This window comes from Gelidibacter sediminis (genome assembly GCF_004364975.1).
GTDB lineage: Bacteria > Bacteroidota > Bacteroidia > Flavobacteriales > Flavobacteriaceae > Gelidibacter > Gelidibacter sediminis.
This window is the reverse complement of record NZ_SOBW01000008.1, coordinates 1,368,083-1,395,027: the sequence shown is the minus strand read 5'-3', so window position 1 is coordinate 1,395,027 and position 26,945 is coordinate 1,368,083. Positions and strand designations below refer to the sequence as shown.

Annotated in this window: 23 protein-coding genes; 6 read left to right on the top strand and 17 right to left on the bottom strand. The window is 35.3% G+C overall.

Going from position 1 to position 26,945, the window contains the following annotated elements:
• From coaE to BXY82_RS12715, 3 genes are all read left to right on the top strand, one after another.
• Positions 1–594, top strand: coding sequence for a dephospho-CoA kinase (coaE, locus tag BXY82_RS12725; RefSeq protein ID WP_133758552.1), 594 nt, complete (start codon positions 1–3; stop codon positions 592–594).
• Positions 595–699: 105 nt separating this feature from the next.
• Positions 700–2,238, top strand: a complete 1,539-nt coding sequence (locus BXY82_RS12720; RefSeq protein WP_133758551.1) for a sensor histidine kinase — start codon at positions 700–702, stop codon at positions 2,236–2,238.
• Positions 2,239–2,241: 3 nt separating this feature from the next.
• A complete protein-coding gene (locus BXY82_RS12715) occupies positions 2,242–2,952 on the top strand; it encodes a response regulator transcription factor (RefSeq protein ID WP_133758550.1) in 711 nt (236 codons plus the stop codon).
• 66 nt (positions 2,953–3,018) lie between these two features.
• Here the strand turns inward: BXY82_RS12715 and BXY82_RS12710 are convergent, their stop codons facing one another.
• The 9 genes from BXY82_RS12710 to BXY82_RS12670 all read right to left on the bottom strand — a co-directional run bounded on the left by BXY82_RS12710 (position 3,019) and on the right by BXY82_RS12670 (position 12,506).
• A complete protein-coding gene (locus BXY82_RS12710) occupies positions 3,019–3,210 on the bottom strand; it encodes a cold-shock protein (protein ID WP_133758549.1) in 192 nt (63 codons plus the stop codon).
• A 111-nt stretch (positions 3,211–3,321) separates the two neighbouring features.
• Positions 3,322–4,233 (bottom strand): tRNA (adenosine(37)-N6)-dimethylallyltransferase MiaA, encoded by a 912-nt coding sequence (gene miaA / locus BXY82_RS12705; RefSeq protein ID WP_133758548.1) that lies wholly within the window; start codon positions 4,231–4,233, stop codon positions 3,322–3,324.
• 16 nt (positions 4,234–4,249) lie between these two features.
• Positions 4,250–5,116 (bottom strand): ion transporter, encoded by an 867-nt coding sequence (locus BXY82_RS12700; protein ID WP_133758547.1) that lies wholly within the window; start codon positions 5,114–5,116, stop codon positions 4,250–4,252.
• Positions 5,117–5,141: 25 nt separating this feature from the next.
• On the bottom strand, positions 5,142–7,100 hold the full coding sequence (locus BXY82_RS12695) for a DUF3857 domain-containing protein (protein ID WP_133758546.1): 1,959 nt from the start codon (positions 7,098–7,100) through the stop codon (positions 5,142–5,144).
• Positions 7,097–8,464, bottom strand: coding sequence for an exonuclease domain-containing protein (locus BXY82_RS12690; RefSeq protein WP_133758545.1), 1,368 nt, complete (start codon positions 8,462–8,464; stop codon positions 7,097–7,099). Before BXY82_RS12690 ends, BXY82_RS12695 begins: the two co-directional genes overlap by 4 nt.
• A 124-nt stretch (positions 8,465–8,588) precedes the next feature.
• Positions 8,589–9,257, bottom strand: coding sequence for a YggS family pyridoxal phosphate-dependent enzyme (locus BXY82_RS12685; RefSeq protein ID WP_133758673.1), 669 nt, complete (start codon positions 9,255–9,257; stop codon positions 8,589–8,591).
• Positions 9,258–9,314: 57 nt separating this feature from the next.
• Complete coding sequence (locus tag BXY82_RS12680) at positions 9,315–10,553, bottom strand: DUF1015 domain-containing protein (protein ID WP_133758544.1); 1,239 nt, start codon at positions 10,551–10,553, stop codon at positions 9,315–9,317.
• An 18-nt stretch (positions 10,554–10,571) separates the two neighbouring features.
• On the bottom strand, positions 10,572–11,459 hold the full coding sequence (locus tag BXY82_RS12675; RefSeq protein WP_133758543.1) for a 3-hydroxyacyl-CoA dehydrogenase family protein: 888 nt from the start codon (positions 11,457–11,459) through the stop codon (positions 10,572–10,574).
• Positions 11,460–11,546: 87 nt separating this feature from the next.
• Positions 11,547–12,506, bottom strand: coding sequence for a Gfo/Idh/MocA family protein (locus BXY82_RS12670; RefSeq protein ID WP_133758542.1), 960 nt, complete (start codon positions 12,504–12,506; stop codon positions 11,547–11,549).
• 286 nt (positions 12,507–12,792) lie between these two features.
• Between BXY82_RS12670 and BXY82_RS12665 the strand changes: the two genes are divergently transcribed.
• Positions 12,793–13,434 carry a protein-L-isoaspartate(D-aspartate) O-methyltransferase gene (locus BXY82_RS12665; RefSeq protein WP_133758541.1) on the top strand — a complete coding sequence of 214 codons (642 nt, stop codon included), beginning with the start codon at positions 12,793–12,795 and terminating at the stop codon, positions 13,432–13,434.
• A gap of 2,097 nt (positions 13,435–15,531) precedes the next feature.
• Here BXY82_RS12665 and BXY82_RS12660 read toward each other — a convergent pair.
• Both BXY82_RS12660 and smpB read right to left on the bottom strand, forming a co-directional pair.
• Positions 15,532–18,012 (bottom strand): DUF5686 and carboxypeptidase regulatory-like domain-containing protein, encoded by a 2,481-nt coding sequence (locus BXY82_RS12660; protein ID WP_133758540.1) that lies wholly within the window; start codon positions 18,010–18,012, stop codon positions 15,532–15,534.
• Positions 18,013–18,154: 142 nt separating this feature from the next.
• Entirely contained in the window at positions 18,155–18,613 is a 459-nt protein-coding gene (smpB, locus tag BXY82_RS12655) for an SsrA-binding protein SmpB (protein ID WP_133758539.1), read from the bottom strand.
• Positions 18,614–18,702: 89 nt separating this feature from the next.
• On the opposite strand from smpB, the gene BXY82_RS12650 reads away from it, so the two are divergent.
• Positions 18,703–19,464: a DUF6503 family protein gene (locus BXY82_RS12650; RefSeq protein WP_243835812.1), complete on the top strand. Its 762-nt coding sequence runs from the start codon at positions 18,703–18,705 to the stop codon at positions 19,462–19,464.
• Here the strand turns inward: BXY82_RS12650 and BXY82_RS12645 are convergent.
• The 5 genes from BXY82_RS12645 to clpB form a co-directional block, all read right to left on the bottom strand.
• Positions 19,457–19,966 carry a SixA phosphatase family protein gene (locus BXY82_RS12645; RefSeq protein ID WP_133758538.1) on the bottom strand — a complete coding sequence of 170 codons (510 nt, stop codon included), beginning with the start codon at positions 19,964–19,966 and terminating at the stop codon, positions 19,457–19,459. The genes BXY82_RS12650 and BXY82_RS12645 overlap by 8 nt on opposite strands.
• Positions 19,967–19,984: 18 nt before the next feature.
• Entirely contained in the window at positions 19,985–20,683 is a 699-nt protein-coding gene (gene deoD, locus BXY82_RS12640) for a purine-nucleoside phosphorylase (protein ID WP_133758537.1), read from the bottom strand.
• Between the two features lie 40 nt (positions 20,684–20,723).
• The gene (deoC, locus tag BXY82_RS12635; protein WP_133758536.1) at positions 20,724–21,374 is read right to left on the bottom strand and encodes a deoxyribose-phosphate aldolase; all 651 of its coding nucleotides are present in this window, start codon (positions 21,372–21,374) and stop codon (positions 20,724–20,726) included.
• A 352-nt stretch (positions 21,375–21,726) separates the two neighbouring features.
• Positions 21,727–22,131 (bottom strand): hypothetical protein, encoded by a 405-nt coding sequence (locus BXY82_RS12630; protein WP_133758535.1) that lies wholly within the window; start codon positions 22,129–22,131, stop codon positions 21,727–21,729.
• A 195-nt stretch (positions 22,132–22,326) separates the two neighbouring features.
• Positions 22,327–24,936, bottom strand: a complete 2,610-nt coding sequence (gene clpB, locus BXY82_RS12625; RefSeq protein ID WP_133758534.1) for an ATP-dependent chaperone ClpB — start codon at positions 24,934–24,936, stop codon at positions 22,327–22,329.
• A gap of 323 nt (positions 24,937–25,259) precedes the next feature.
• Here clpB and ytxJ point away from each other — a divergent pair, with 323 nt between their 5' ends.
• Positions 25,260–25,667: a bacillithiol system redox-active protein YtxJ gene (gene ytxJ, locus BXY82_RS12620; RefSeq protein ID WP_133758533.1), complete on the top strand. Its 408-nt coding sequence runs from the start codon at positions 25,260–25,262 to the stop codon at positions 25,665–25,667.
• Positions 25,668–25,759: 92 nt separating this feature from the next.
• On the opposite strand, the gene BXY82_RS12615 is transcribed toward ytxJ, so the two are convergent.
• Entirely contained in the window at positions 25,760–26,941 is a 1,182-nt protein-coding gene (locus tag BXY82_RS12615) for a hypothetical protein (protein WP_243835811.1), read from the bottom strand.
• Between the last annotated feature and the right edge of the window lie 4 nt (positions 26,942–26,945).

Genomic DNA, 26,945 nt, shown 5'->3' with positions numbered 1-26,945 from the left:
ATGAAAATTATTGGAATTACGGGGGGTATTGGTAGTGGTAAAACTACTGTAGCAAAAATATTTCAAGGTCTGGGGGTGCCTTTATATATTGCAGATGAAAGGGCAAAACATTTAATGAACACTTCTAAAGCAGTCAAAAACGAACTCATAGCCTTGTTTGGGGAGGAAGCTTATAAAGACAACCAACCGAACCGTCCTTTTTTAGCGTCTAAAATTTTTGACAATCCAGAGCTTTTAAAGCAAATGAATGGTATTATCCATCCTAGAGTAGGTGAGGATTTCTTAAAATGGCAATCGGAACAAAACTTCCCGTATGTGTTAAAAGAAGCCGCAATTATTTTTGAAAATGACATGGCTTCACAATATGATTTCATAATTAATGTGGTAGCTGATCTTGATAAACGGATTGCACGTGTAAAACAGCGCGATAACACTACTGAAGACAAGATTATGGCTATCGTTAATAACCAATTACCGGATGAAGTGAAATCCAAACAATCAGATTTTGTAATTACCAATCACGATTTAGATCAAACTAAAGATCAAGTAAATATAATTCATCAATATCTACTAAAAACCATTGATAACACTTAAATCTTCATAATGTGTTAAGGTAAGGTTAAAGCAAGTTACATCTAAATGTTAAAATGTTAAATTTGGATGATGGGCAGAAAGCTATTCATTTTATTAGTGATTCTGATGAGTTTATCGCTTATAGGAATCATTTTCGTTCAGATTTATTTTATTGATAACACCCTTTCTAACGAGAAGAAGCAATTTACACTAAACGTTAAACGCGCTTTGAGTAATGTTTCTAAATTGGTAGAAGACAGGGAGTTTAAGTTGTATAGTGATAAGTATCAGGAAATGTTAAATAGCGGCAAAAGTCCCGATACCACTAATATTAGAGGTATACTCTTGTACAGCTATGACGATGTTTCTAATGAAACAACTGTATATCAAAATGGAATTCTTGAAGAGAGTTTTAAAGTACCATCCCTGTTCTTTGACATTGGAGGATTAGATAGTTTGAATATCAGCCGTATAACAAACCAAAAGGAAATGAAGGTGTTTAAAAAGAATACCTTTGAAAATACCATAAATATAGCTCCTGAGAAAACAATTTCAGAATACAGGAGGATGGATGAGCTTGATAAAAAGATGTTTGAAATTAGTTATCGAGATTTATTCAATAACTATCCTATATATAAAAGAATAAAAACTGAAGATATTGAACGCTATTTATCTAGACAGTTTAATGAGAACGGGATCGAGATAGATTTTGAATTTGCTATATATGATAAAGACTTAGCCACAAAAGTACAGTCAAGTAATTTTGATTTGGATCCGGCAACCACTTATGGTGTACCCATGTTCTTGAATAACAACAATGAAAGTAATTTTAATTTGTATGTTAATTTTCCTGAGCGTAGAAAATTTTTGTGGTCTTCTATCCTCACGATGACGGTTTTATCAATCATTTTTACAATAATTATCATTTTGGCATATACCAATGCTATTTATCAAATTATCAAACAACGTCAGATATCCCAAATTAAAACGGATTTCATAAATAATATGACGCACGAATTTAAAACACCAATTGCCACGATAAATCTAGCATTGGATGCGATGAAAAATCCTAAGATGATTGAAGATAAGGAGAAAACAGCCCGTTATTTGCAGATGATTAAGGATGAAAATAAACGGATGCATGCCCAAGTAGAAAATGTGTTACGGATTTCTAAGTTAGAACGAAATGAACTCAATATTAGTAAGGATAGAGTAAAGCTTCACGACCTAATTGAAGATGCCATAAGTCATGTAGAATTAATTATTGAAGATAGGCAAGGTTATGTTAATGCCGATTTAAAAGCTGAAAAATCTTCAGTTTTGGCAAACGAGACCCACTTTACGAATGTATTGGTCAATATTTTAGACAATGCGATAAAATATTCAGATGATGCTCCAAAAATAGATATCACTACAGAAAATGTAGGAAATAATATAATAGTGAAAATTGCCGATCATGGCAATGGTATGTCAAAACAGGTTCAAAAAAGAGTGTTTGAGAAGTTTTATCGAGAACATACCGGAAATGTGCACAATGTTAAAGGTCATGGGTTAGGATTAGCCTATGTTAAACGCATGGTTGAAGACCACCAAGGGCATGTTAGCGTTGAAAGTGAAAAAGGAAAAGGTAGCACTTTTATAATTAAACTACCATTAATATCATAGATTATGGAAGAACAAAACAAAAAGATTTTATTAGTAGAAGATGATCCAAATTTCGGAACCGTCCTAAAAGATTACCTTAATATGAATGATTACGATGTGGTTCATGCTAAGAATGGAATGGAAGGTTTTGAAAAGTTTAAAAAGGATGATTATGACCTTTGCATCCTGGATGTGATGATGCCATATAAAGATGGATTTACTTTAGCTAAGGAAATTAGGGAAAAAAACAGTGATGTTCCCATCATTTTTTTAACCGCAAAAGCGATGAAAGAAGATGTCTTAAAAGGTTACAAAGTTGGTGCAGATGATTATTTAAATAAACCGTTTGATAGTGAGGTGCTCTTAATGAAAATCAAGGCTATCATGCAGCGTAAGGCTACAGATACTGTAGCAGACAGTAAACAGTTTGAATTTAAGATTGGTAATTTTGATTTGAACTCCAAACTACGTTTCTTGAAATTTAAAGACGAGACCCCCGTGAAACTATCTCCTAAAGAAAATGAGTTGCTACGCTTACTGGCATTACATGAAAATGATTTGATGCCGCGCGAATTAGCGCTGACAAAAATATGGAGAGATGATAACTATTTTACATCTAGGAGTATGGATGTGTATATTGCCAAATTAAGAAAGTACTTAAAACCAGATGAGAATGTTGAAATCTTGAACATTCATGGAGAAGGTTTTAGATTGGTAGTCAATAGAAATGATTAAATCAAATCAAGCCATAAAAAAAGCCTATCGATAAGATAGGCTTTTTGTTTTAAAAAATTGAAGCGATTATATAACTCTTACGTTTACTGCGTTCAAACCTTTTTTTCCTTCTGTTAAATCAAATTCCACAGCATCACCTTCACGAACTTCGTCGATTAAACCAGAAATGTGTACAAAATGTTCATTGTTGTTTCCTTCTTCAGTAATAAAACCAAAACCTTTAGCGTCATTGAAGAATTTTACGGTACCTTTATTCATAATAAATATTAATGTTAATTAAGCGACAAAGGTAGAATTAATTAATTGAAATACAGGTATTTTCAATTTTAATTTCAATTTTAAATTATTTGTTGTCTAGTTGAAACTTTCTTAGTTCATTTCCTGAGAGATGGTTGCTATTATATTTGCAACAGGAGTTTGGAAGTCAAACCAATGCGTATCTTCTGTCTTTTTAAACCAAGTCAATTGTCTCTTCGCAAACCTTCTAGAATTCTTCTTAATTTCTGAAACAGCAAATTCTAAAGTCCATTCACCATTCAAGTACTTAAACAATTCACTATAGCCTACTGTGTTGAGCGCATTTAGGTGTTGTAGTTGCCTTAGACTTTCAGCCTCCGCTAATAAACCGTTACTCATCATCAAATCAACCCGTTCATTAATGCGTTGGTAAATAATAGCACGTTCCGCCGTTAGCCCTATAGTGATGGTTTTAAACGATCGTTTCGATTTGTCTTTCTTTAAAAATGACGAATAAGGCTGACCGCTGCCAATAGAAATTTCCAAAGCTCTGATAACACGCTGTGGATTGTTAAGGGCAATATTTTCAAATGATTGTGGATCTACAGATTTCAGTTGTTGCTGAAGAGGTTCCAATCCGGATATTGCAAGCTCTCTATTCAATTTTTTGCGAATAGTAGGATCTATTTGTGGAAAATAATCGAGTCCTTTGGTTACCGCATCAATATAAAGGCCAGACCCACCAACCATTACGACGCTTTGGTGTGTTTTATAGAGTTGGTCCAATTTATGAAGTGCATCTTTTTCAAATGTGCCAACATTATAGTTTTCTAATACAGATTTATGATGAATGAAATGATGAGGTGCAGCATTTAACTCTTCCGCTGTAGGCGCAGCAGTGCCAATTTGCATTTCTTTAAAAAATTGGCGTGAATCGGCTGAAATAATTTCGGTTTTAAAATGGTTTGCAATGGCAATACTCAAATTGGTTTTACCTATGGCTGTTGGCCCAATAATACTAATAAGATGCTTTTGATTTGACATGTGTATTGAACTATTCCTACCGATGCTCATTTAATATGTGACCGCAATTGTAGCAAAATTTGGCGTTATCTTTATGTCTTTCTGCCGAACAATTAGGGCAAGATTCTGTGTTCATATCTACCTTAGGAAGCTGCGGTGGCACTTGTGGAAGTTGACCTCTATGTTGGGCAGCATATTCCGCCGATACAATGCCAGTAGGTACGGCAATAATTCCGTAACCTAAAATCATAATCATTGAGGCTATAAATTGACCTAATGGCGTTACTGGGGCAATATCACCAAAACCTACAGTTGTTAAAGTAACGATACTCCAATATACACTTACTGGAATGCTGGTAAAACCACTTTGATCGCCTTCTACAAAATACATTACGGTGCCAAAAATAACACTGATAATTAGGACGGTAAATAAAAATACTAGGATTTTAGCGCGACTGGCCTTTAATGAATTGGCCAACAAATTGGAAGCACCTACATATCGTGCCAATTTTAAGATTCTAAAAACCCTTAACAACCGTAATGCACGAAGCGCGATAAGCACTTGGGTACCCATAAAAATTAAGGATAGATATTTTGGTATGGTAGAAAGGAAATCTATAATACCATAAAAACTGAATATATATTTCCAAGGCTTTTTAACGGATATAATTCGCAATATATATTCTATACTGAAAATGATGGTTACTACCCATTCAGCAATATTTAAGTAATTGTGATACTCGGCGTCAAACTCCTTGACACTTTCTAACATCACAAAAATAATACTCGCAATAATGGTAATAAGAAGGACAACATCAAATAGTTTGCCCGTTGGTGTATCTGCTTCGTAGATGATCTCATGAAGCTTAAACTTCCAATCTCTTTTCTGATCTTTATCACGCATATGCTCAAAAATAATAAAAGATTGCCTATTTCTTCTTTAATACGACTAATGAATTTTGCTGTACTTCCAATACCTTGTTAAGGTATAATTTAAATAGTTCATAGTGTTCAGGCTCATAAATACTATTTTTTAAACTAAACTTAAAGAACAACATTACTTTTTGTGCGTTTACCGTCGTATTTAAGATGAGATCTCCACCATTATTTGGAAGTTTGGCTTGGATTGATTTTGGTATTTCTACAATGTCGTAAGTTTCTCCAAAATCTATTTGTACACTATACAGGTATGTCTTCTGATGCCCAAAATCTATGGGATAGGTACGCTGTTGCAATTTAAATGGATTCTCCTTGAAAAATTTATAAATAAAAGGATTCAAATAAACCATATCTTGGGTATTATGGCTGTCATTTAATACAACATCATAAGTCTCATGAAACGCTTCTGAATTTTTATCAGCAACCGGAACCTCATGATTTGTTACGGTAATATCAGATTGTCTGTCAGCATTATTTTTGATATAGGCATCTTTATTGACAAAAAATTCCTTCTTTTTACTCAAGGCATCATAACCTAGATAATGAGCTTTTACCTCGCCATTTACCAGTTGGTCTGTTATCTTTAGGTCTACTTGATAATGGATGCTAGAAGGGTTGCTTGCCTCAATAGGAAGCCATGTGCTTCCATTGTCAAAATCTAAAAGTCGACCATAATGATTTAAACATTTATAAGGTAATTCTCCAAATCCTAAATACGGATCAGTAGCGTCTAATAAGTATGTATCGCCATTTATAGTGGCTTGTACAATAAGGTAATTAAACTCTGAAATAACAGGAAAAAGCTGCGTTGGTAGTCCGTTTGCTCTTGTAGACAATAATACGGGCTTAACTTCAATGCCATGTTCGTAGAGAAGGTTGTGTAGAAGAATGTTGATTTCAGACACGTTACCAGATTTTGATTTTATCAAATCTTTGATCGAAACATCTGTGAATATTTTATGATCGCCATTCCATGTATAGTTGTTCTGTACGTATGTATAAAGGTTTTGTGCCACTATTAAAGGGTTTTGGGCACCTGTAATCAGGTTAGCTACCTCGTCTTTTAAGGAGGTATTCCTTCTTAATTGTCTTCCAATATTTGCGTCTGATCTGAGCTCATTATCCGCATCTTTCCAGGACTTTGTAATGTTATCAACACTGCCATCAAATCCTCTAAACACTTTAAGTTCATACTCTAACCTTGAGAGGTAATTTTGCCTTGCAGTCATGTAGTCTTCCTCAATAAAAGCAGGAATATTAGACATTGCATAAATAGTATTCACGCAATCTGCTGAGGCACCATTGAAGGCACTCAGACAGTTTTTCACGATTTTAGACTCTGATTTGTTTAATTTTTGAGTGCCTACTAATTTAATATGGTAGTCGTAGTTGCCAGGGATACTAGTATTGTATTCGCTGTACAATTTCGGAATGTCGTCCTGAAATTCCCAAGGATGGAATTTGTAAATAAAAGGTGATTCCAACTGATAGCTATACGTTATGACCGATCCTTCTTTAATGTTAGGCAAGGTAAATTTTACCAAGGTATATTGCTCATTATATTTTTCTTCAAAAACCTCATCACGTTTGAGTTCCGTTTTGGTAATTGCACCATTCTCTAAATTAGAGGTGGTAGCAAAAATTTTAGACACTTTTTCTTTTCCTTTATTGTTATTGTAGAGATAAATGGTTTCTGTAGCCCTATCAAATCCATTCCTATTTAAAATCTTAATTTTTTTCTTGATCTCCGTTTTAAGAGTATAAGTATCCCGATCAATATAGCTGTTTCCGTATTCATAGATTACTAATGCAGTGGCAGTTGAATCTTTAGAATATGTGTTGGTAGTAATATCATTTCTACTTACGGAATAAGTATCTGAATTAAAAGTTGATTGTGCAAAGGAAAATGAGCTAAGTAGGAAAAGCGAGGCAAGGTAAAGGTGTTTCATTGAGTTAGGTTAATGCGTTTAATTTGTTTGTTTTTTCTGAGATAAGTTTGAATAATATGTATGGTGTCTCTATTGTTTTCCATTGGGGTAATTATGGATTCCAATACTTTTTTATTGGTAATTTGATAATTGAGGTTGTAATAACCAAGTCCTTTAAAAATGCCGTCTTCAATTAATAATACACTATGTTCGTCTACGGCTCTTCCTTTGTCAATTAAAATAAAGTCTTGATTATCAAAAATGTTTGCAGCTATTACCTCTTGTACTCTGAGATTATAGCTTTCTGAAGTTTCTTCACCTATACACGCGCCTGCGCATTCACCAATAGAAAATTTAAAGCAGCTTTTCTTTGTAGCGTCCAGACCCACTAATTTGGGACACAGCTTATACTTTTCAATAACGTTTATCAAAAACTGCTTACCACTTTGATAATTGGTGAATGTAGTGATGGCTTTTTTTCTACCATCTGCCGCATCAATCCTTAAATTAATATACCCCTTCTCATCTGTAAAACAATAGAGTGCATGCGTAAATTTGTTTCTTCTCATGGTCCTATTAAAAGAGGGCTTGGTTTTTTTTATTTCTGCACTCTCTTTTAGCATAGCTACCAATTCACTACCTGTAGCTTCATAAGTTACGGCGGCTACTTGGTTCTGCATTTTTTTTGATTTAGGATTGGAGCTTGTAAAATGTTGATTGACTCTGTTCCTAATGTTTTTACTCTTGCCAATAAAAATGATTTTACCATAGGTATCATGTAGATAATATACTCCTGTAATAGATGGTAAATCGTCTAGGATATGCTTATGATTTGTTGATATCTTGTACTTTGGTTCCGCCTTTACCGCGTCTTGAATGATTTGTTTATTAAGATCTTTAGCAAGCAGAATTTTAAACAATTTTACGGTAGCTAATGCGTCTCCAGATGCTCTATGCCTATCACTTACCGGGATGCCTAACGCTCTGGTAAGCTTGCCCAAACTATACGAATCCTGTTCGGGCATTAGCTGTTTGGACAGTTCAACCGTACAAAGTGTCTTACGTTCGAATTCAAAGCCAAGTCGGCTGAATTCAGTGCGTAAAATACGATAATCAAATTCTGAATTATGTGCTACTATAATGCAGTCTTCCGTCATTTCAACAATCCGTTTGGCAACCTCATAAAATTTTGGTGCTGAGCGGAGCATATTGCTATTGATTCCAGTTAAGTTGACTACAAAAGGTTGTATTTCCCGTTCAGGATTGACAAGACTGATAAATTGGTCCACTACCGTATGACCATCAAATTTGTAAATAGCGATTTCAGTGATGCCTTCTTCATTGAATTTACCGCCAGTGGTTTCTATGTCTAATATTGCGTAAATGAGCTTGATTTTTTTTGGACGTCTCTTAACTTGTTTCTAATATACAAGAAACGTGGTGTTTTTGTAAAATTATTTGAGTGTGTTAGTATAAGGAAGTTAGTTGAGGGGTATGCAATACATTAAGTTATTTATAATTTCGCTCTCCAAATATACTACTTCCAATTCTAACCAAAGTGCTGCCACATGATATTGCAATTTGATAATCGCCACTCATTCCCATACTAATAATTTTGAACTTGGAGTCTTTAGGCTCCAAGTTACTGAGGTCATCAAAGATCATCTTCAATCTTTTAAATTCATCTTCCACTTGTTGAGTGTTCTCTGTGAACGTTGCCATGCCCATAACGCCAACAACAGCAACATTATTCAATTCTGATAATTCATCTGATTGTAGAATATCTTGTGCTTCCTTAGCTGTCATGCCAAATTTGGAGTCCTCATCAGCAATTTTAATTTGAAGCAAACAGTTAATGGTCCTATGATGTTTTTTTGCTTGTTTGTTGATTTCTTTTAGGAGTTTGAAATTGTCAACCCCATGTATAAGACTCACAAACTCTGCCATATATTTAACCTTATTGCGCTGAACATGGCCAATCATATGCCATTCTATATCTTTTGGCATTTGTGCTTCTTTATCAACCATTTCTTGGATTTTATTTTCTCCAAAAATACGTTGGCCAGCATCATAAGCTTCCATGATTTCATTTACCGATTTTGTTTTTGAAACCGCTACTAGGGTAACCTGTTCCGGTAATGATGATTTAATATAGTGTAGATTTTCTGGTATACTCATTTCAATGCATTTGTGTTTGTCGTACACTTCTAATAGTCCTACAAACATATTTTAATTTTAAAATTCATAAATCGTGACGCCACATCTTAGTTTTGGTTCAATAAATGTGCTTTTGGGAGGCATTTTAAAGCCATCGTCAGCAATAGTTTTCATTTCTTCGATAAACACAGGTACCATTCCAAAACCGACTCTGTAATTACCATTGTCTATAGCGCTTTTCATTGATATGATATCTTTCTTCCCATTGATGTAGCCAATGCGATCGTCGTTTCGTAGATCTATTACACCTAATATAGGCTCTAATATAGTTTTATATAAAATTTGGGCATCCAAAGCATCAAGTGAAGTGTCAATATTATAACTCGTTTTTCTCAAATATAGCGAGTAGAATTCGCCGTCCAAATACATGCTAAAATGGTGTTTTTTAGAAGGGTGATAGGGTACAGGTCCTCTATTTTCAATACGAAACATCATGTCCAGTTGAATTAGAAATTCCTCCTTGGTCAATCCGTTCAGATCTTTGATCACACGATTGAATTCATGGATTCTCAAGTTTGATTCAGGAATTAAATAACTCATAAAAAAGTTATAGGGCTCCTTTCCAGTGTGTTTTGGATTAGTTTCTTTTAAATCTTTGTACAATAGATAGGAAGAAGATGATCTGTGATGTCCATCGGCAATATAGACCGTTTCCATCTGCTGAAATTCTTGGGATATCTTTTTAATTTGATCGGCGTCTTCTACTTTCCATAATAAATGGGTATCCCTATACGTGGTTGTGAATTCATATTCTGAACGTGCTTTTTGTACCTCGCTAATTATATCAGCAATAACATCATTATCAGGATAGGTGAGGAGTACAGGTTCAGCATTAAAGCCTACCGTTTTTAGATAGTCCTTAAAAATAACCTCGCGAAACTCAATGGTATCCTCATGTTTTTTGATGACGTCATTTTCATAATCTTCAGCACTCGTAGCGGCAACTATGCCGTTAAAAACTTGATGATCCCTATCTTTAATTTGATAAATGTAGTAACAAGGTTGGGCGTCTTGAATAAAAATAGAATCTTCTTTAAATTCTAAATACCTATTTCTAACTAAATTGTAGCGGGCTTCTCCTGAAATTTGTTTGTCAAATTTGTAGCCTGGATTAACAATGTGCAAAAACGAAAACGGATTATCCCTCAAACGCGATTCACGTTGCTCTAATGTGTAGCTTTGGTAGGATCGCGCCGCTACGAGAGTCACCTTGTCTCGCGTGGGCCTTACTGCTTTAAAAGGAATAATGTTAGCCATTTATGTCGTGTAAAGGGACTATAAGAATTGTTGTGATACGTTTTCTGCTTTTCGGCTTTCCGAATAATCATAAAAACCTTCACCAGATTTAACGCCTAGTTTTCCGGCGCGAACCATATTTACCAATAGAGGGCAAGGTGCATACTTAGGGTTTTTGAAACCGTCATACATCACATTCAATATGGAAAGACATACGTCTAACCCAATAAAATCCGCCAATTGTAATGGCCCCATAGGATGCGCCATTCCCAACTTCATAACGGTATCAATTTCTGTAACACCAGCAACACCATTATATAGTGTTTCAATAGACTCATTAAGCATTGGCATAAGGATTCTGTTAGCTACGAAACCTGGATAATCATTGACTTCTACAGGTTCTTTACCTAAGGTCTTAGAAAGATCCATTATGGTTTTAGTCACCTCATCACTTGTGGTGTAACCACGAATAATTTCAACCAATTTCATAATAGGCACAGGGTTCATAAAATGCATCCCGATAACTTGTTTGGGCCTAGAAGTTGCGGCAGCAATCTGGGTTATTGAGATAGAGGAGGTGTTGGTTGCCAAAATGGTGTCTTTTGAGCACACCTCATCCAATTGTTTGAATATTTTAAGTTTGAGTTCGCTATTTTCAGTAGCAGCTTCTACTACCAAATCCACATCCTTAACACCTTTAGAAATATCAGTATGGGTGGTGATATTGTTTAAAGTGTCATTTTTTTGAGCGTTATTAATTTTTTCTTTGGCAACCATACGATCTAAATTATTCGTGATGGTATCCATACCTTTTTGAAGCGATGCTTTACTAATATCAATGAGTTGTACTTTAAATCCGCTTTGTGCGAAGGTGTGCGCAATGCCATTACCCATGGTTCCGGCACCAATTACTGCTATGTTTTTCATTAAAAATTTATTTTTAATTCCCTCGAATTAGGGGTCTTATTTGTGTTTCTATAAATTTGATTTTGGTGAAGCGATGTGATTCTGAACTTAAAACTGTTCAATAATCCTGGTCGCTACACGCAATGCTTCTGTTCCGTCGTGAAGTGTAACAATGGGTTTCGTGTTAGTATTTATGGCATCTGCGAACGTTTCTAGTTCGTCCAAAATCGCATTATTATCTGCAACATCAGGGTTATCAAAATAGATTTGTTTCTTCACACCTTCAGCATTTTGAAGAATCATATCAAAATCACCAGGATTGGAAGGCGCATCCTTCATTTTAACCACTTCACATTTTTTCTCTAGAAAGTCTACCGAGATGTAGGCGTCCTTTTGGAAAAACCGAGTTTTTCGCATGTTTTTCAAAGAGATTCTACTCGCCGTTAAATTAGCAACACAGCCATTTTCAAATTCGATGCGCGCATTTGCAATGTCAGGCGTATCACTAATTACTGACACACCGCTTGCCGATATATTTTTGACTTTAGAATCTACGACACTCAAGATAATGTCAATATCATGAATCATTAAATCTAACACCACGGGTACATCAGTACCTCGTGGATTGAACTCTGCCAACCTATGGGTTTCTATAAACATCGGATTGTGAATTTGATGTTTTACTGCTTTAAATGCAGGATTAAATCGTTCCACATGACCTACTTGGCCTTTGACGTTGTTTTCAGCCACAAGTGTGCGGATGGTTTCAGCTTCTTCAACGGTATTGGTGATTGGTTTTTCAATAAAGATGTGCTTGCCTTTAGAGATGGCTAATTTAGCACATTCATAATGCGATAAGGTTGGAGTGACAATATCGACAACATCTACAGCATCAATAAGGCCTTCAATAGTATCAAAATATTTATAGCCCAATTCAGCCTCAATCTTTTTGGCATTGGTTTCATCAGCATCATAAAAACCAATTAAATCATATTTTTCGGACTGATTTAAAAGGCGTAAGTGAATTTTTCCAAGATGACCAGCACCAAGAACTCCTGCTTTTAACATAGATTATACGTTTTATACAAAAATAGCCTTTTTTTAAGGCAGAAAAAAGAAAAAGAAATGAGAAAGATGAAGGGTGCCCCATTGTAAGATAATCAATATTGTTATTTTTAGTACACTCATAAACACTGATAAAATGGTAAGTTTTTAGACAAATTTTTGTAAAGTATCTCATGATTAAAATGCTTTAAAATCAAAATGTCAGTTTTACTTTTGAGGGTGTATTTTGGGATTTTGAATTTGTGATTTGCTTTTATTTGAAGTAGTTTAGCCAGCAAACATCACCGCTTTGAAAGATACATTTATACATAAGGGCTTGCGCCAGCAACTTGTTGGCATTGTAAAGGATAAAGGGATTACTGATGAAAAAGTATTAAAGGCCATCGGTAAAATTCCGAGACATCTTTTTATGGATTCGAGCTTTCTAGACCATGCGTATCAAGACAAAGCGTTTCCTATTGCGGCTGACCAAACCATCTCACAACCTTATACCGTTGCTTTTCAAACAGAGCTTATGCAGATTAAGCCAGGAGATAATGTTCTTGAAATTGGTACAGGTAGCGGTTATCAAACTGCTGTGCTGTGCGAATTAGGAGCAAAGGTCTACAGTATTGAACGTCAATTAGAACTGTTTAAAATTACTAGTAAATTTCTTCCTAAACTAGGGTACCGTCCCAAAAAACTAATTTTTGGAGATGGTTATAAAGGCTTAAAGGACGAAGCCCCGTTTGATAGTATTATTGTAACTGCAGGGGCCCCATTTGTCCCTAAACCCTTGATGAGCCAATTAAAAATTGGTGGCCGGTTGGTTATTCCTGTTGGAGACCAGGTACAGACCATGACTTTATTTATCAGAAAAGGACCAAAAGATTTTGAAAAGCACGAGTTCGGTGAGTTTAGGTTTGTACCACTTTTGGAAGATAAAAACTAAGTGTTTCTAAAATTATTGCATTGTCAGTTCAAGTGTTTTAAATAGCGTCTGAAAGAAAGCTATTTAAAATGTATCGAGAACCGTGTTAGATTTGGAGATGATTATTATTAAATCGCTTCTCGATACATTTTTCAATCACTGTCGTTCTTGAAAAACACTCGAAGTGACAACATGGTAGTTTTTTTAAAAAATAATGTCAGTTTGAGTGTTTTAAATAGCGTCTGAAAGAGAGCTGTTTGAAATTTATTGAGAACAGTGTTAGTAAGGAAGTAAATATAAAAGATCGCTTCTCGATACATTTTTCAATCACTGTCGTTCTTGAAAAACACTCGAAGTGACAATAAGGACGTTGCTTGAATAAAATAATGTCAGTTCGAGTGTTTTAAATAGCGTCTGATAGAGAGCTGTTTAAAATGTATCGAGAACAGTGTTAGTAAGGTGGTAAATATTATTAGATCGCTTCTCGATACATTTTTCAATCACTGTCGTTCTTGAAAAACACTCGAAGTGACAACATGGTAGTTTTTTTAAAAAATAATGTCAGTTTGAGTGTTTTAAATAGCGTCTGAAAGAAAGCTATTTAAAATGTATCGAGAACCGTGTTAGATTTGGAGATGATTATTATTAAATCGCTTCTCGATATATTTTTCAATCACTATCGTTCTTGAAAAACACTCGAAGTGTCAACATGGTAGTTTTATTTAAAAAATAATGTCAGTTTGAGTGTTTTAAATAGCGTCTGAAAGAAAGCTATTTAAAATGTATCGAGAACCGTGATAGAAAGGAAGTAAATATTAAAGATCGCTTCTCGATACATTTTCCAATCACTGTCGTTCATGAAAAACACTCGAAGTGACAACATGGTAGTTTTTTTAAAAAATAATGTCAGTTTGAGTGTTTTAAATAGCGTCTGAAAGAAAGCTATTTAAAATGTATCGAGAACCGTGTTAGATTTGGAGATGATTATTATTAAATCGCTTCTCGATATATTTTTCAATCACTATCGTTCTTGAAAAACACTCGAAGTGTCAACATGGTAGTTTTATTTAAAAAATAATGTCAGTTTGAGTGTTTTAAATAGCGTCTGAAAGAAAGCTATTTAAAATGTATCGAGAACCGTGATAGAAAGGAAGTAAATATTAAAGATCGCTTCTCGATACATTTTCCAATCACTGTCGTTCTTGAAAAACACTCGAAGTGACAACATGGTAGTTTTTTTAAAAAATAATGTCAGTTCGAGTGTTTTAAATAGCGTCTGAAAGAAAGCTGTTTAAAATGTATCGAGAACCGTGATAGAAAGGAAGTAAATCTTAAAGATCGCTTCTCGATACATTTTCCAATCACTGTCGTTCTTGAAAAACACTCGAAGTGACAACATGGTAGTTTTTTTAAAAAATAATGTCAGTTCGAGTGTTTTAAATAGCGTCTGAAAGAAAGCTGTTTAAAATGTATCGAGAACCGTGATAGAAAGGAAGTAAATCTTAAAGATCGCTTCTCGATACATTTTCCAATCACTGTCGTTCTTGAAAAACACTCGAAGTGACAACATGGTAGTTTTTTTAAAAAATAATGTCAGTTCGAGTGTTTTAAATAGCGTCTGATAGAGAGCTGTTTAAAATGTATCGAGAACAGTGTTAGTAAGGTGGTAAATATTATTAGATCGCTTCTCGATACATTTTTCAATCACTGTCGTTCTTGAAAAACACTCGAAGTGACAACAGGATAGTTGTTTGAAAAAAATAATGTCAGTTCGAGTGTTTTAAATAGCGTCTGAATGAAAGCTGTTTAAAATGTATCGAGAACCGTGTTAGTATGGAAGTATATATTATAGATCGCTTCTCGATACATTTTTCAATCACTGTCGTTCTTGAAAAACACTCGAAGTGACAACAGGATAGTTGTTTGAAAAAAATAATGTCAGTTCGAGTGTTTTAAATAGCGTCTGAAAGAAAGCTGTTTAAAATGTATCGAGAACCGTGATAGAAAGGAAGTAAATATAAAGATCGCTTCTCGATATATTTTTCAATCACTATCGTTCTTGAAAAATACTCGAAGTGACAACAGCATAGTTGTTTGAAAAGACTTGCAGTGATAGTGTTATTCAATAAAATTTAAAAACTTCAATCCAAAAATTACCGCATCGCCTTGGTAGCCATTTTGATAGGACCGCACATAATCAATTCTTAATAGTCTAAATTTCTTAAAACCTATATTGTCTAAGCCCACTGAAAATTCCTGATATGGTTTTTGGTGCTCTGTAGCAAAGGCGTGTGCGCCAATTACCAGGTTATAATTTAATTTATTGAGTAATGGCACGCGACTTAATAGTAAACCTTTAAAATCATGTTCGGCATGCAGTTCTACATATGAATTGTTGGTGCTTAATGCATAATACGGCAAGTTGTTAAACACGTTTAAATAAGAACTTGCCGTCCCCACATGGGTTTGGTTTCCATTTGGGTGGTAAAAATCCATTAACCCTATTCCATCAGCATTAATAAAGGTTCCTGCTTTAAGGTTATATTTAAAATCGCCTTTATTGCTTACATTAAAACGTTGTGTCAGTCCTAACTTGAGTTGATCAAAATTATACTGTTGTTCTGAACCGGCAAATCCTTTTTCATAGCCCAAATATAGCGTAGGGTATTTACTGTTGGGGATATTAATCTTGCTATCTGGATAACTCAAATATTCCTGTCCAAAATTAAAACGCGCATTCAGATTTAATTTTAAAAGTTGATACGTTTCAAAAGCAGGAACTCCATAGGCCATCGGATTGAGTGGATGATTGCTAGTGTAAGCATCCTTTTGGTCATTAAGAAACACCTGGGCAGTAGTATTTAATAAGGCTTTGCGGCGCTCATAAGCTATACGGCTATAAATAGTAGTGCCATTAAAAATTTCTTGAGAATAAGTCACTTCGGCGTAGCTTTTATCATAAACCTTCATATAATTATCCTCAAAAAACAAGGAACTCACTGAATTTACTAAGGGAGAAATAGGTTGAGCCTCATTAAATTGCTGTACTTGGACACCTCCAGACACCGTCAAGAATGGTTTGTTAACATTATTGAATTTATACCTGAATGTAGCAGTTGCTCTTAAGCGCTCCTCAGAGATACCATATTGTAAAGTTGTATTGGCTGAAAAATAACGTTTATACTCATCCTGATTTTTACGGTAAGAGAAAATTAATTTTGAGTTATAGCCTTGAACGGTATTGAATTGCAAACCAGATAATGGGGAGCTATAACCTAAGCTCCAATCTTTGAAAGAGTTTTTGTGGTTATATCCAAAAAGAAGGTTTTGTATTTTGAAAACGTTATTTTTTGCATCAATAGAATCGAGGTAGGATTTAGATTTCCTAAGCGTTTGGATACTGTCTTTTACCAAATAGTCGCTAACTTCTTCATCAGTTAAAGGTACTGGTCTAACACTTTTCCAATAGGCGGAATCTTTTTGGTTTGCTTCGGTTGCAAATGATAATATTTCCTTGCCGAATGATTTTTTGCTCAATTGCGGTGCGAAATTGTAATTGCTGTATACAGCAGTATAACGGCCATCACCTTTAAACCCGAATAGCGCATAACTAAAATCAATGCCCTGAGAAATAATGACCCAGAGTTGATCTTTCTCTGAATACGAGAAGTTTTGTGTGATGGTGATCACTTCTGCTGGCGGAATTTGCGCTTGAATTCCTGTAATACCCAATTCGACGGCATAAATGGTCCATTGGTTGTCTACAATGTAAATGCTGCCAGAAAAAATGCGATCGTTTTCTCGCTTCGGAATTACTCTGATTTTATTGATAAGGTTACCTTTATCATCATAAAAAACACCTTCTAATTTATAGTTGTAATAATCAAAAGCAAAATCTGCAATTGGTGAGATGATGTGATTGCCCAGTTCGATCGTATTATTATAAAAATTGAAATCGACATCACTTGCCGTATTAAAGCTAAAACCATTACTATCGCCACTTACTTTTGAGGCAATAATTTTTTCCTTCAGCTTGTCGGGATGCATATAGTCAATTTCTGAAATGGTTTCAGATAAGTACAAGATGCCGCTCCGTGTCGAATCTAGGCCTACCATAAAATCGTCCATGGTTTGACCAAAAAACTTTTCTGGGGCATTTTTTATGCGAATTAATCCACGGGAGTAAAAATTAGCTTTAAAAGCCTGTATCTTTTCTAGATTTGTTTTTCGAGAAGCGATAGCTTTTCTCATGATGATATCGGCAGGATTCTCATCTGAATTAATCACAACTTCATTTAATGAAATCTGTTCCTCTATAAGTGTTGCATTTAATGTGAAAGGAAAGTGGGTTATTTCAACTTCTTTTTTGACAGTTTTGTAGCCCAAAAATTGAAAAATAATACTGTAGGTGTCAGCTTTACTAAGATTAAGTTCGTAGTTTCCTTCGTCATTACTTGTGGTTCCGATAAAGGAGTTTTCTACATAAATATTTACATAGGGGAGCGGTGCGCCATTGGTGTCTGAAATCTGTCCTTTAAGCTGCGAGAACGCCTGAAAACTGAGTGTTACAAAAAAAAGTGAGAGTAGGAATTTGGTCATCACGTTAGGTTTAAAGACCTCTATATGGAGATTCTAATGGAATAGTCGTCTAGAAGCATTTCAAACTTAACTATAAATAGTGTTCCTGCTTGTTATAACACTCTTAAATTAATAATTGGCACAAGGCGCGAAAGATAGCACATTACTTGTAGATTTTTTTAATTCTATCTAGGTTTCTCTTGTTATCGCGGTCTCTTATAGTATCACGCTTATCATATAGTTTTTTACCTTTCCCTAAAGCGATTTCAACCTTTGCAAAACCTCTATCGTTAATAAATAAGCGAAGGGGGACAATCGCGTAGCCTTTGGTTTGAACATCTTTATGTAAAGATTTGAGTTCTCTCTTATTCAGCAAGAGTTTGCGTTCCGCCTTAGGTCTATGATTATAATAATTGCCAAAAGCATACTCTTCAATGTTCATGTTAATGACAAAAAGTTCGCCCTTATCATTAAATTCACAAAAACTTTCAGCAATGGAGGCTTTACCACTTCTAATGGATTTAATTTCTGTACCCGATAAAACGATTCCAGCGGTATATTTATCCAACAGTTCATAATTAAACCGTGCTTTTCTGTTTTTTATGTTGATGTGTTTCTGCATAAGGAGTCAAAGGTAAAACATTTAGGATAACTTTTAAAGAAGACCCAACTGTAATCTTTAAATTTGCAAACTCATCTAAAAAGAATTCTATGTTACGACATCTTTTAGTATCAACCTTGCTATTAACTCTTTTCAATTGCAACCAAGAAAATAAGAAATCCGTTGCCAAGGCATCTGCGAATGAAATTATCGAAAAATCAATAGAAGTTTCAGGAGGCGAAGTGTTTGAGAAATCAAATATTGAGTTTGATTTTAGAGACATACATTATAAAGCGCATCGTAAAGGAGGTAAATTTCAATTGGAACGCTATATTCAAGATTCAGTTAATAACATTAAAGATGTATTAAGCAATTCAGGATTTGAACGTTATAAAAATGATGTCAAAGTTGAGCTATCAGACTCATTGGTAGCACTTTACAGTGCCTCTGTAAATTCAGTACATTATTTTTCAGTATTGCCTTACGGATTGAACGGGAAAGCCGTATATAAAAACTATTTAGGTGAAGAAGCCATTAAAGGCAAAGATTACCATAAAATAGAAGTCACCTTTTCAGAAGATGGTGGCGGCGAAGATTTTGAAGACGTTTTTCTGTATTGGGTTGACCAAACAACCTATAAAGTGGAGTATCTCGCCTATTCTTATGAGGAAATTGAAGGTATGGGCTATCGCTTTAGGGAAGCATATAATGAACGCATGGTGAATGGACTGCGTTTTGTGGATTATAATAACTATAAACCAACCCGTCTCGAATTTAATTTTGATGACTTGGGGTTGATGTTTGATAAAGGAGAACTTGAACTGTTATCAAAAATTGAACTCAAGAATATTGAAGTAGAAATCCTTAATTGATGGTTAGTAAAGTAGCATTCGTAAACGCATCCGAAATCGTAACAATATAAAGGTTCCCATTATTGGCATCATCAATAGGTCCATACTTATTTCTGCCAATTACGGCATTTACAAATTCAGGAGTCGTGTTGCTATGGCCTACCACAAGAACTGTTTTTCCTTGTGTTGCTAATTTAAAGGCTTCATTATAATAGGCCTTTGTATTGTAGATGGTTAACTGCAGATTATTTTTTTCAGCAACTGGTTGCGCTGTTTCTTTTGTTCTATGGTAATCTGTGGCATACACAGCGTCAAATGTGATATGCTGTAAAATGTCGTTCCAATCAGCTGCTCTTTGATGACCAACGGCGGTTAAATGTGGGTTCTTTTCAGATGGGTTACTGCGATCTTTTTCAGCATGACGAATAAAATAATATGTGGTGATGTTATCAGTGTTTTGAATTTGGGACATCACGTTAATAGAGAAACAAGCAATACATAAAATAATTAGGTGTCTTAACATAAGAAGAGTTTTAAGTGGTTAAGCAAGTTCTAGGGCGATTTCTATCATTTCTTTAAATGTAGTCTCTCTTTCGTCAGCTGTTGTATGTTCGCCAGTTACTAATGAGTCTGAAATTGTGAGAATGCTTAATGCCTTAGCGTTGTGCTTGGCGGCAATGGTGTAAAGTCCTGAGCTTTCCATGTCAACACACAATACTCCAAATTCTGACCATTTGTGATACGACTCGAAATTATCGCCATAAAATTCATCGCTGGTCAGTACGTTTCCCGCTTTAATAGCAATATTTTTAGCTTTTGCGGCCTCGAGTGCTTTTTGGAAAAGTTCAAAATTGGCTGTTGGGGCATAATCCGCATTGGCAAAGCGCAGCTTATTGATGCCTGAGGTGGAGGAGGCCGCCATGGCAAATACAATGTCCCTAATTTTAACATCTTTTTGGTAGGAGCCTGCGCTGCCCACTCTAATCAGATTTTTTACGCCGAACTCATATATGAGTTCATGTGCATATATGGAAATGCTTGGAACCCCCATTCCGGTGCCCATGGTTGAAATAGACTTGCCCTTATAGGTGCCCGTATAACCCAACATTCCTCTAACTGTATTGAAAAGTTTTGGAGATTCAAGGTAGGTGTTAGCAATCCATTTAGCACGCAACGGGTCACCTGGAAGAAGAATAGTTTGGGCAATTTCTCCTTTTTTCGCTTCAATATGTACACTCATAAGGTATAATTAAAGCCTAAATATAGAAATTATAATCGGCTTATAGTACCTTTGAAGTCATCATTGCAACACCTGATGAGGTCCCGATACGATCTGCGCCTGCTTCAATATATTTCTTAGCTGTAATTACATCTGTTATACCTCCTGACGCTTTAATTTTTGCCCTATCCTTAACAATTTTCTTAATTATTTTTACTGCAGTAAGTGTAGCGCCACTTTTAGAGAACCCAGTAGAGGTTTTTATGAAGTCTACTTTTGCATCTACACAGATTTCACAGGCTTTAACAATCTCATTTTTGGAAAGTTCGCTAATTTCAAGGATGACCTTTAATGGGGTGTTACCGATAGCTCTTTTAACATCGGATAAATCTTTAAATACGGCCACATAGTTCTGGCTTTTCAAAAAACCAATATTAATAACCATATCAATCTCTTCAGCACCTTCTCTAATAGCATTTTTAGCTTCAAAAACCTTTACTTCAGTGGCCATTGCCCCTAGAGGGAATCCTATTACGGATACAATTTTAACCTCCGATTCTGATAACAATTGTTTGGCTAAGGGCACATAACAACTGTTGACACAAACTGCAAAGAGTCCATTTTTCTTTGCTCCGTTACATAGATCGATAATTTGTCGCTCAGTAGCGCTAGGTTTTAAAAGCGTATGCTCAATATAGTTATTAATATCCATAGTAGTTTCTTAGGTTAAGTGTCGTAAAAATACGATAAACGGTTATTTTAAGACGATTTATTTTCGTTTTTTAGACGAATGGTAATGAATTATAAACTCGATTTTTTTTAAGTGTCTTTGTATGAGGTGTATAGTGAAATGCACTAAACTCAATAATATGATTAATAACTGTGCCTTTTATAACTCTACAGGCTTAACGACACGAGAACTATGGCTGTTTAATTGAGCATAGCTTAACATATTTGACTCTAAATCTGGTTTAGGTAATACATCCTAAAAAATAAAATGCTTCTGTATAGAGAAGCAAAAATTAAATCGTATAAGTGAGTATTGCCTATAATAGCGTGCGCAATTAAGTTTTGTTTTTGAAGGATTGCTTTTCTTCAGCTTCCAATTGTAAGTGGGACCAATTAATTGCAGCTCGTAAATTATCAAATATTTGGTAGGGTTTATCGAAAAACTCTCCTTCATAGGCTGCATTTTGACGCGTAAGTGGTGAGTTTGCAACAATTGCAATGGCCACTAAATTAGGTATTTTTTTGGTCTTCGGATATACTAATGGATTAACAGCATATGACCGCGCGCGGTTGGATATGTACACCAAGTTTTTACCGCTGAAATGTTTTTTGATGCAGTTGTGTAGCAATGTGTTATGTTTAGTTCCAATAACAGCACCTTCTTTGACCTGATTAATAATATAATGATCAAAAACAAACGCTTCGCTATCTTCAAAGTCATAATAGGTTATAAGGCCCATAGATTGAAATATCAATTTGAGTCTATGAAAGTAGTTTTGAATTTTTAGATACATTAACCTAATCCGTACAGATAATAGCACTAAACAAAAACAGTACGCACCTTAGTATGGGATACGTACTGTTATAATAATGTCAATCAATAAATTGAATGATAGGAATACCTTTAGTGTGTTTACATGACAGAGCCAATTTTATTATTTCACTTCTTCGGCCAAATGTTCTTGGTTTCTGAATACCAGTTTATCGTTGAAGGAGTCTAAAAGAACTATGCTGTCTGACGTTATGTTGCCTGAAAGTAATTCCTTACTCAATTCATTTAGTACTTCTTTTTGGATGACACGTTTTACGGGTCGTGCACCATATTCTGGGTTATAACCTTTCTCGGCCAAATAGGCGGTTGCCTCACTTGTAGCATCAAAGGTAATACCTTGGTTAGCAAGCATGCGCGTTAAGCCTTTTAGTTGTAAGCCAACAATCTCCACAATGTTTTCTCTCGTTAATGGCGTAAACATGATGATGTCATCAATTCTGTTTAAAAATTCTGGTCTTACACTTTGTTTCAGTAAACCTAGCACATCAACTTTTGCCGATTCAAGAGCAGATTCGATATCTTTTGTAGCTTCAAAACGCTCCTGGATAATAGAACTTCCCATATTGGATGTCATAATGATAATGGTATTTTTAAAATCGGCAATTCGACCTTTATTATCCGTTAAACGCCCTTCATCTAATACTTGTAGAAGTATGTTGAAAGTATCAGGGTGTGCTTTCTCAATCTCGTCAAGTAATACCACTGAATACGGCTTTCTTCTAACGGCTTCCGTCAATTGTCCACCTTCATCATAACCTACATATCCTGGAGGCGCACCAACCAAACGGCTCACGCTATGACGCTCCTGATATTCACTCATGTCGATACGTGTCATCGAATTCTCATCATCGAATAGGTATTCGGCCAAAGCTTTCGCCAATTCTGTTTTTCCGACCCCTGTAGTTCCCAAAAAAAGGAAAGTTCCAATAGGTTTTTGCGGATTTTGTAATCCTGCACGGCTTCGTCTTACAGCATCACTTACGGCAGTTATCGCTTCCTCCTGACCAATTACACGTTTATGCAGCTGCTCTTCCAATTTAAGCAACTTCTCTCTGTCACTTTGCAGCATCTTCGTTATTGGAATTCCTGTCCATTTAGCTACTACCTCAGCAATATCTTCATAGGTTACTTCCTCCTTTATTAAAGAGTTGCCAGATTGGTTCTCTTGCAATTCTTTTTGGAGTTTCTCCAGTTGCTCTTGGGTATCTTTAATTTTACCGTAGCGTATTTCTGCAACCTTACCATAGTCACCATCCCGTTCTGCACGTTCAGCTTCAAGCTTAAATTCTTCAATGCTAGACTTTGCATTTTGGATATTGTCTACCACCTCTTTTTCGCTTTTCCATTTCGCATTGATCTCGTTACGTTCCTCTTTCAAATTTGCAAGTTCTGATCGTAGAGTTTTAAGTTTGGTTTCGTCTTTTTCACGTTTAATGGCTTCAATCTCAATTTCCAATTGCATGATTTTTCTGTCTAAAACGTCTAATTCTTCAGGTTTGGAATTGATTTCCATACGCAGTTTAGACGCTGCTTCGTCCATTAAGTCAATGGCCTTATCTGGCAAAAACCGGTTAGTTATATAGCGCTCAGAGAGTTCTACAGCACCAATAATGGCCTCATCCTTAATACGGACTTTGTGGTGAGTTTCATATTTTTCTTTAATACCACGTAATATTGAGATGGCACTTTCAGTATCAGGCTCATCTACCATAACTTTTTGAAAACGACGTTCTAAAGCCTTGTCTTTTTCAAAATATTTTTGATACTCATCCAAGGTTGTAGCACCAATGGCACGCAGCTCACCTCTTGCTAAGGCTGGTTTTAATATGTTTGCGGCATCCATAGCACCTTGTCCACCACCTGCACCAACAAGGGTGTGTATTTCATCAATAAAAAGTACAATATCACCTTCACTAGATGTTACTTCCTTGATTACCGCTTTAAGACGTTCTTCAAACTCTCCTTTGTATTTCGCACCTGCAATTAGTGCGCCCATATCTAAGGCAAACACTTGTTTGTCTTTTAAGTTTTCTGGTACATCGCCATCAATAATTCGATGGGCCAAACCTTCTGCAATTGCTGTTTTTCCCGTACCAGGTTCTCCTACAAGAATTGGGTTATTTTTGGTACGCCGAGATAGAATTTGTAGAATTCTTCTAATTTCCTCATCACGACCAATAATGGGGTCCAATCTCCCACTTTTGGCCATTTCATTGAGATTTTTGGCATATTTGTTAAGGGAGTTATATGTGTCTTCCTGACTTTGGGATGTGACACGGTCGCCTTGACGTAGTTCTTCTATTCCAGCAGTCAATGCTTTTTCTGTAACACCTTGGTCCTTGAGCATTTGCGCAATCTTACTGTTGGATTTGAACACTGCTAGAATCAGATGTTCTATGGATACATAATCATCCTTCAGCTTTTTAGCGATGATTGCCGCTTCATTAAGTGTTTTGTTGGCTTCTCTAGAAAGCATAATGTCGCCTCCTGAAACTTTTGGAAAACTTTCTAATTGCTTGTCTAGAGTCTGTTGTAATAAATTGATATTGACATTCAATTTTTTAAGTAAGAATGGCAACACATTTTCGTCAACTTCAAAAATTGCTTTAAAAATATGCTCATTTTCGATTTGTTGGTGGCCAAAGCTCTGAGCAAGCTGTTGTGCATGTTGAATGGCCTCTTGTGATTTTATTGTATAGTCGTTAAAATTCATAATTGTTTCCCCTATAATGGGTATGTTTTTATAGGTTAATATCTATATTGTTGTGTGTTATATCTTAATTGCCACGCATTTTATTTAGCTAACGCATGGATATTCAGTTTAAGTCAATTACCTTACCAATTGAAAGCAGCCGACAAAAAGTCAGTCAAAGTCGCTAGTAGCAAGACATTTAGTCAGGTTGTAAGATTTAAAAAGTGTTTCGACTGATGTTATAAAGATAATTAAAATAGGAAAGTCGATCATTACATCTACTTATAAAATATAAATTTGAATTGTTATAAATCAGTGGTTACAAAACTTAAAAATGAAATATTATGGGATTATTAGATAAATTATTCAATTCGTCAACTACCGCAAAAAGTGGAGAAGTGTCTAACAGCAACACAGATTTGGCTTGGATTGATTTGAAAAACATAGGTCAGTTAGAAACTATTAAAGAGCGCTCCAACGCCAAAACACAAATCATATTTAAACATTCCACGCGTTGCGGAATTAGCAGAATGGTAATAAATCAATTTAAAAAGGAGTATCAGTTACAGGTTGATGAAGCTGATCTTTATTATTTGGATTTGTTGAATCATAGAGATATTTCAAATGCCATTGCTGATCAATTTAACGTGATGCACGAATCGCCACAATTATTGGTGATTAAAAATGGGAAAGTTGTGTCTCATGGCAGCCATAGCGGAATTAATTCAATGGAGCTGAAATCTTTCATTTAAACAAACGCTCTTTAGATTGCTGTAACTTACACTAGTGATATAAACACACTAGTGAAAGTTGACAACTTTGATGTTAGGAATACGGTTAAGTGCTACTTCCTCACATTATAAGAATTAATAATTTGCTTAAGCTGTAGTTTTAAATCTTCACCTGTGTCATAAACCATTTCAGCATCAGTAGGAAAGTGGAGTCTTTTATTTCGTAGCAGCTCATGATCAGTTGGATCTAATGCGCGTTTGTCGCCTTTGTAAACTGCAAAACGGTTTTCAAAAACAAATTCACTTTTAATTGGGAACACATCGAGAGTTTGGTTGCTCAATAGGTCCACATAAACAACATCGGCTAAAACTTGGGTCGATTTCAATTGTGAATACTCAATGTAACGGGCTTTAACGTTCACGATTTTGTCAATTTTAATGTCTTTACCTAAACTATCCTTAGCCACATTGCCGGCAGCGTCAAGTTTATACTTCCAGCCGTCTACAATTTCTTTTTCTCTCAAAATTTCTTTTTGGTGTAACTTTTCTGGTGACACATTAATTTGCTTTAATTGCAATTCCATCGCATAATCATAAGCAATATCATGGGCAGGATTGGCGTGATATACTGTCCAGAACTGATTTAAACCATAGGTGTCAAAATTCAATAAGTCATCTTCCAATTGCATTGGTATGATTTGTCTCGTTTGATTCTGAATGGTTACAATAACATAATCCGTCCCAAGATTATGAGCATCCTGCATTAGGCTACGCACATCTTTAAAATTCGGATTGATGCGCTCAATGTATTGAAAAGTATGGTAGGCTTTCTTTGCATCCATTTTAAAATTGGATTTAAGAAGTGCTTTGCCTTGATCATAAAAATAGTTGGATACGGCACGGCGAGATTCTACAATCTTATCTGTATAATCAGGAAAATCTAAGTGAATAATGTTTCCATTGACTTTTAATGGTATAACAGGCTTTACGGCTCTTTGACGAGCTTCTAAAGCAAGGTAAAGATCATAAATTGATTTGTAATGTTCTGGATTGCCATCTTTCTTAAGATGCTTAATTTGTTTTAAATCACGTTCATTCGCTTTGTCGTAAGCAGATTGCAACATCAGGACAAAATCCTGTTTACGCTCATTATCCTTATTGTTTTCAAGTTTTTTGAGTGCTTCCTGAATGGCTTGATTATAATTGCCAGAATGTAGCGCCTTTTCAATTTGTTTCTTACTGCTGCAAGAAACAGTAACTAAAAAGAGTAAAATGTAGGGTAGTTTTGAAGTCATAGGT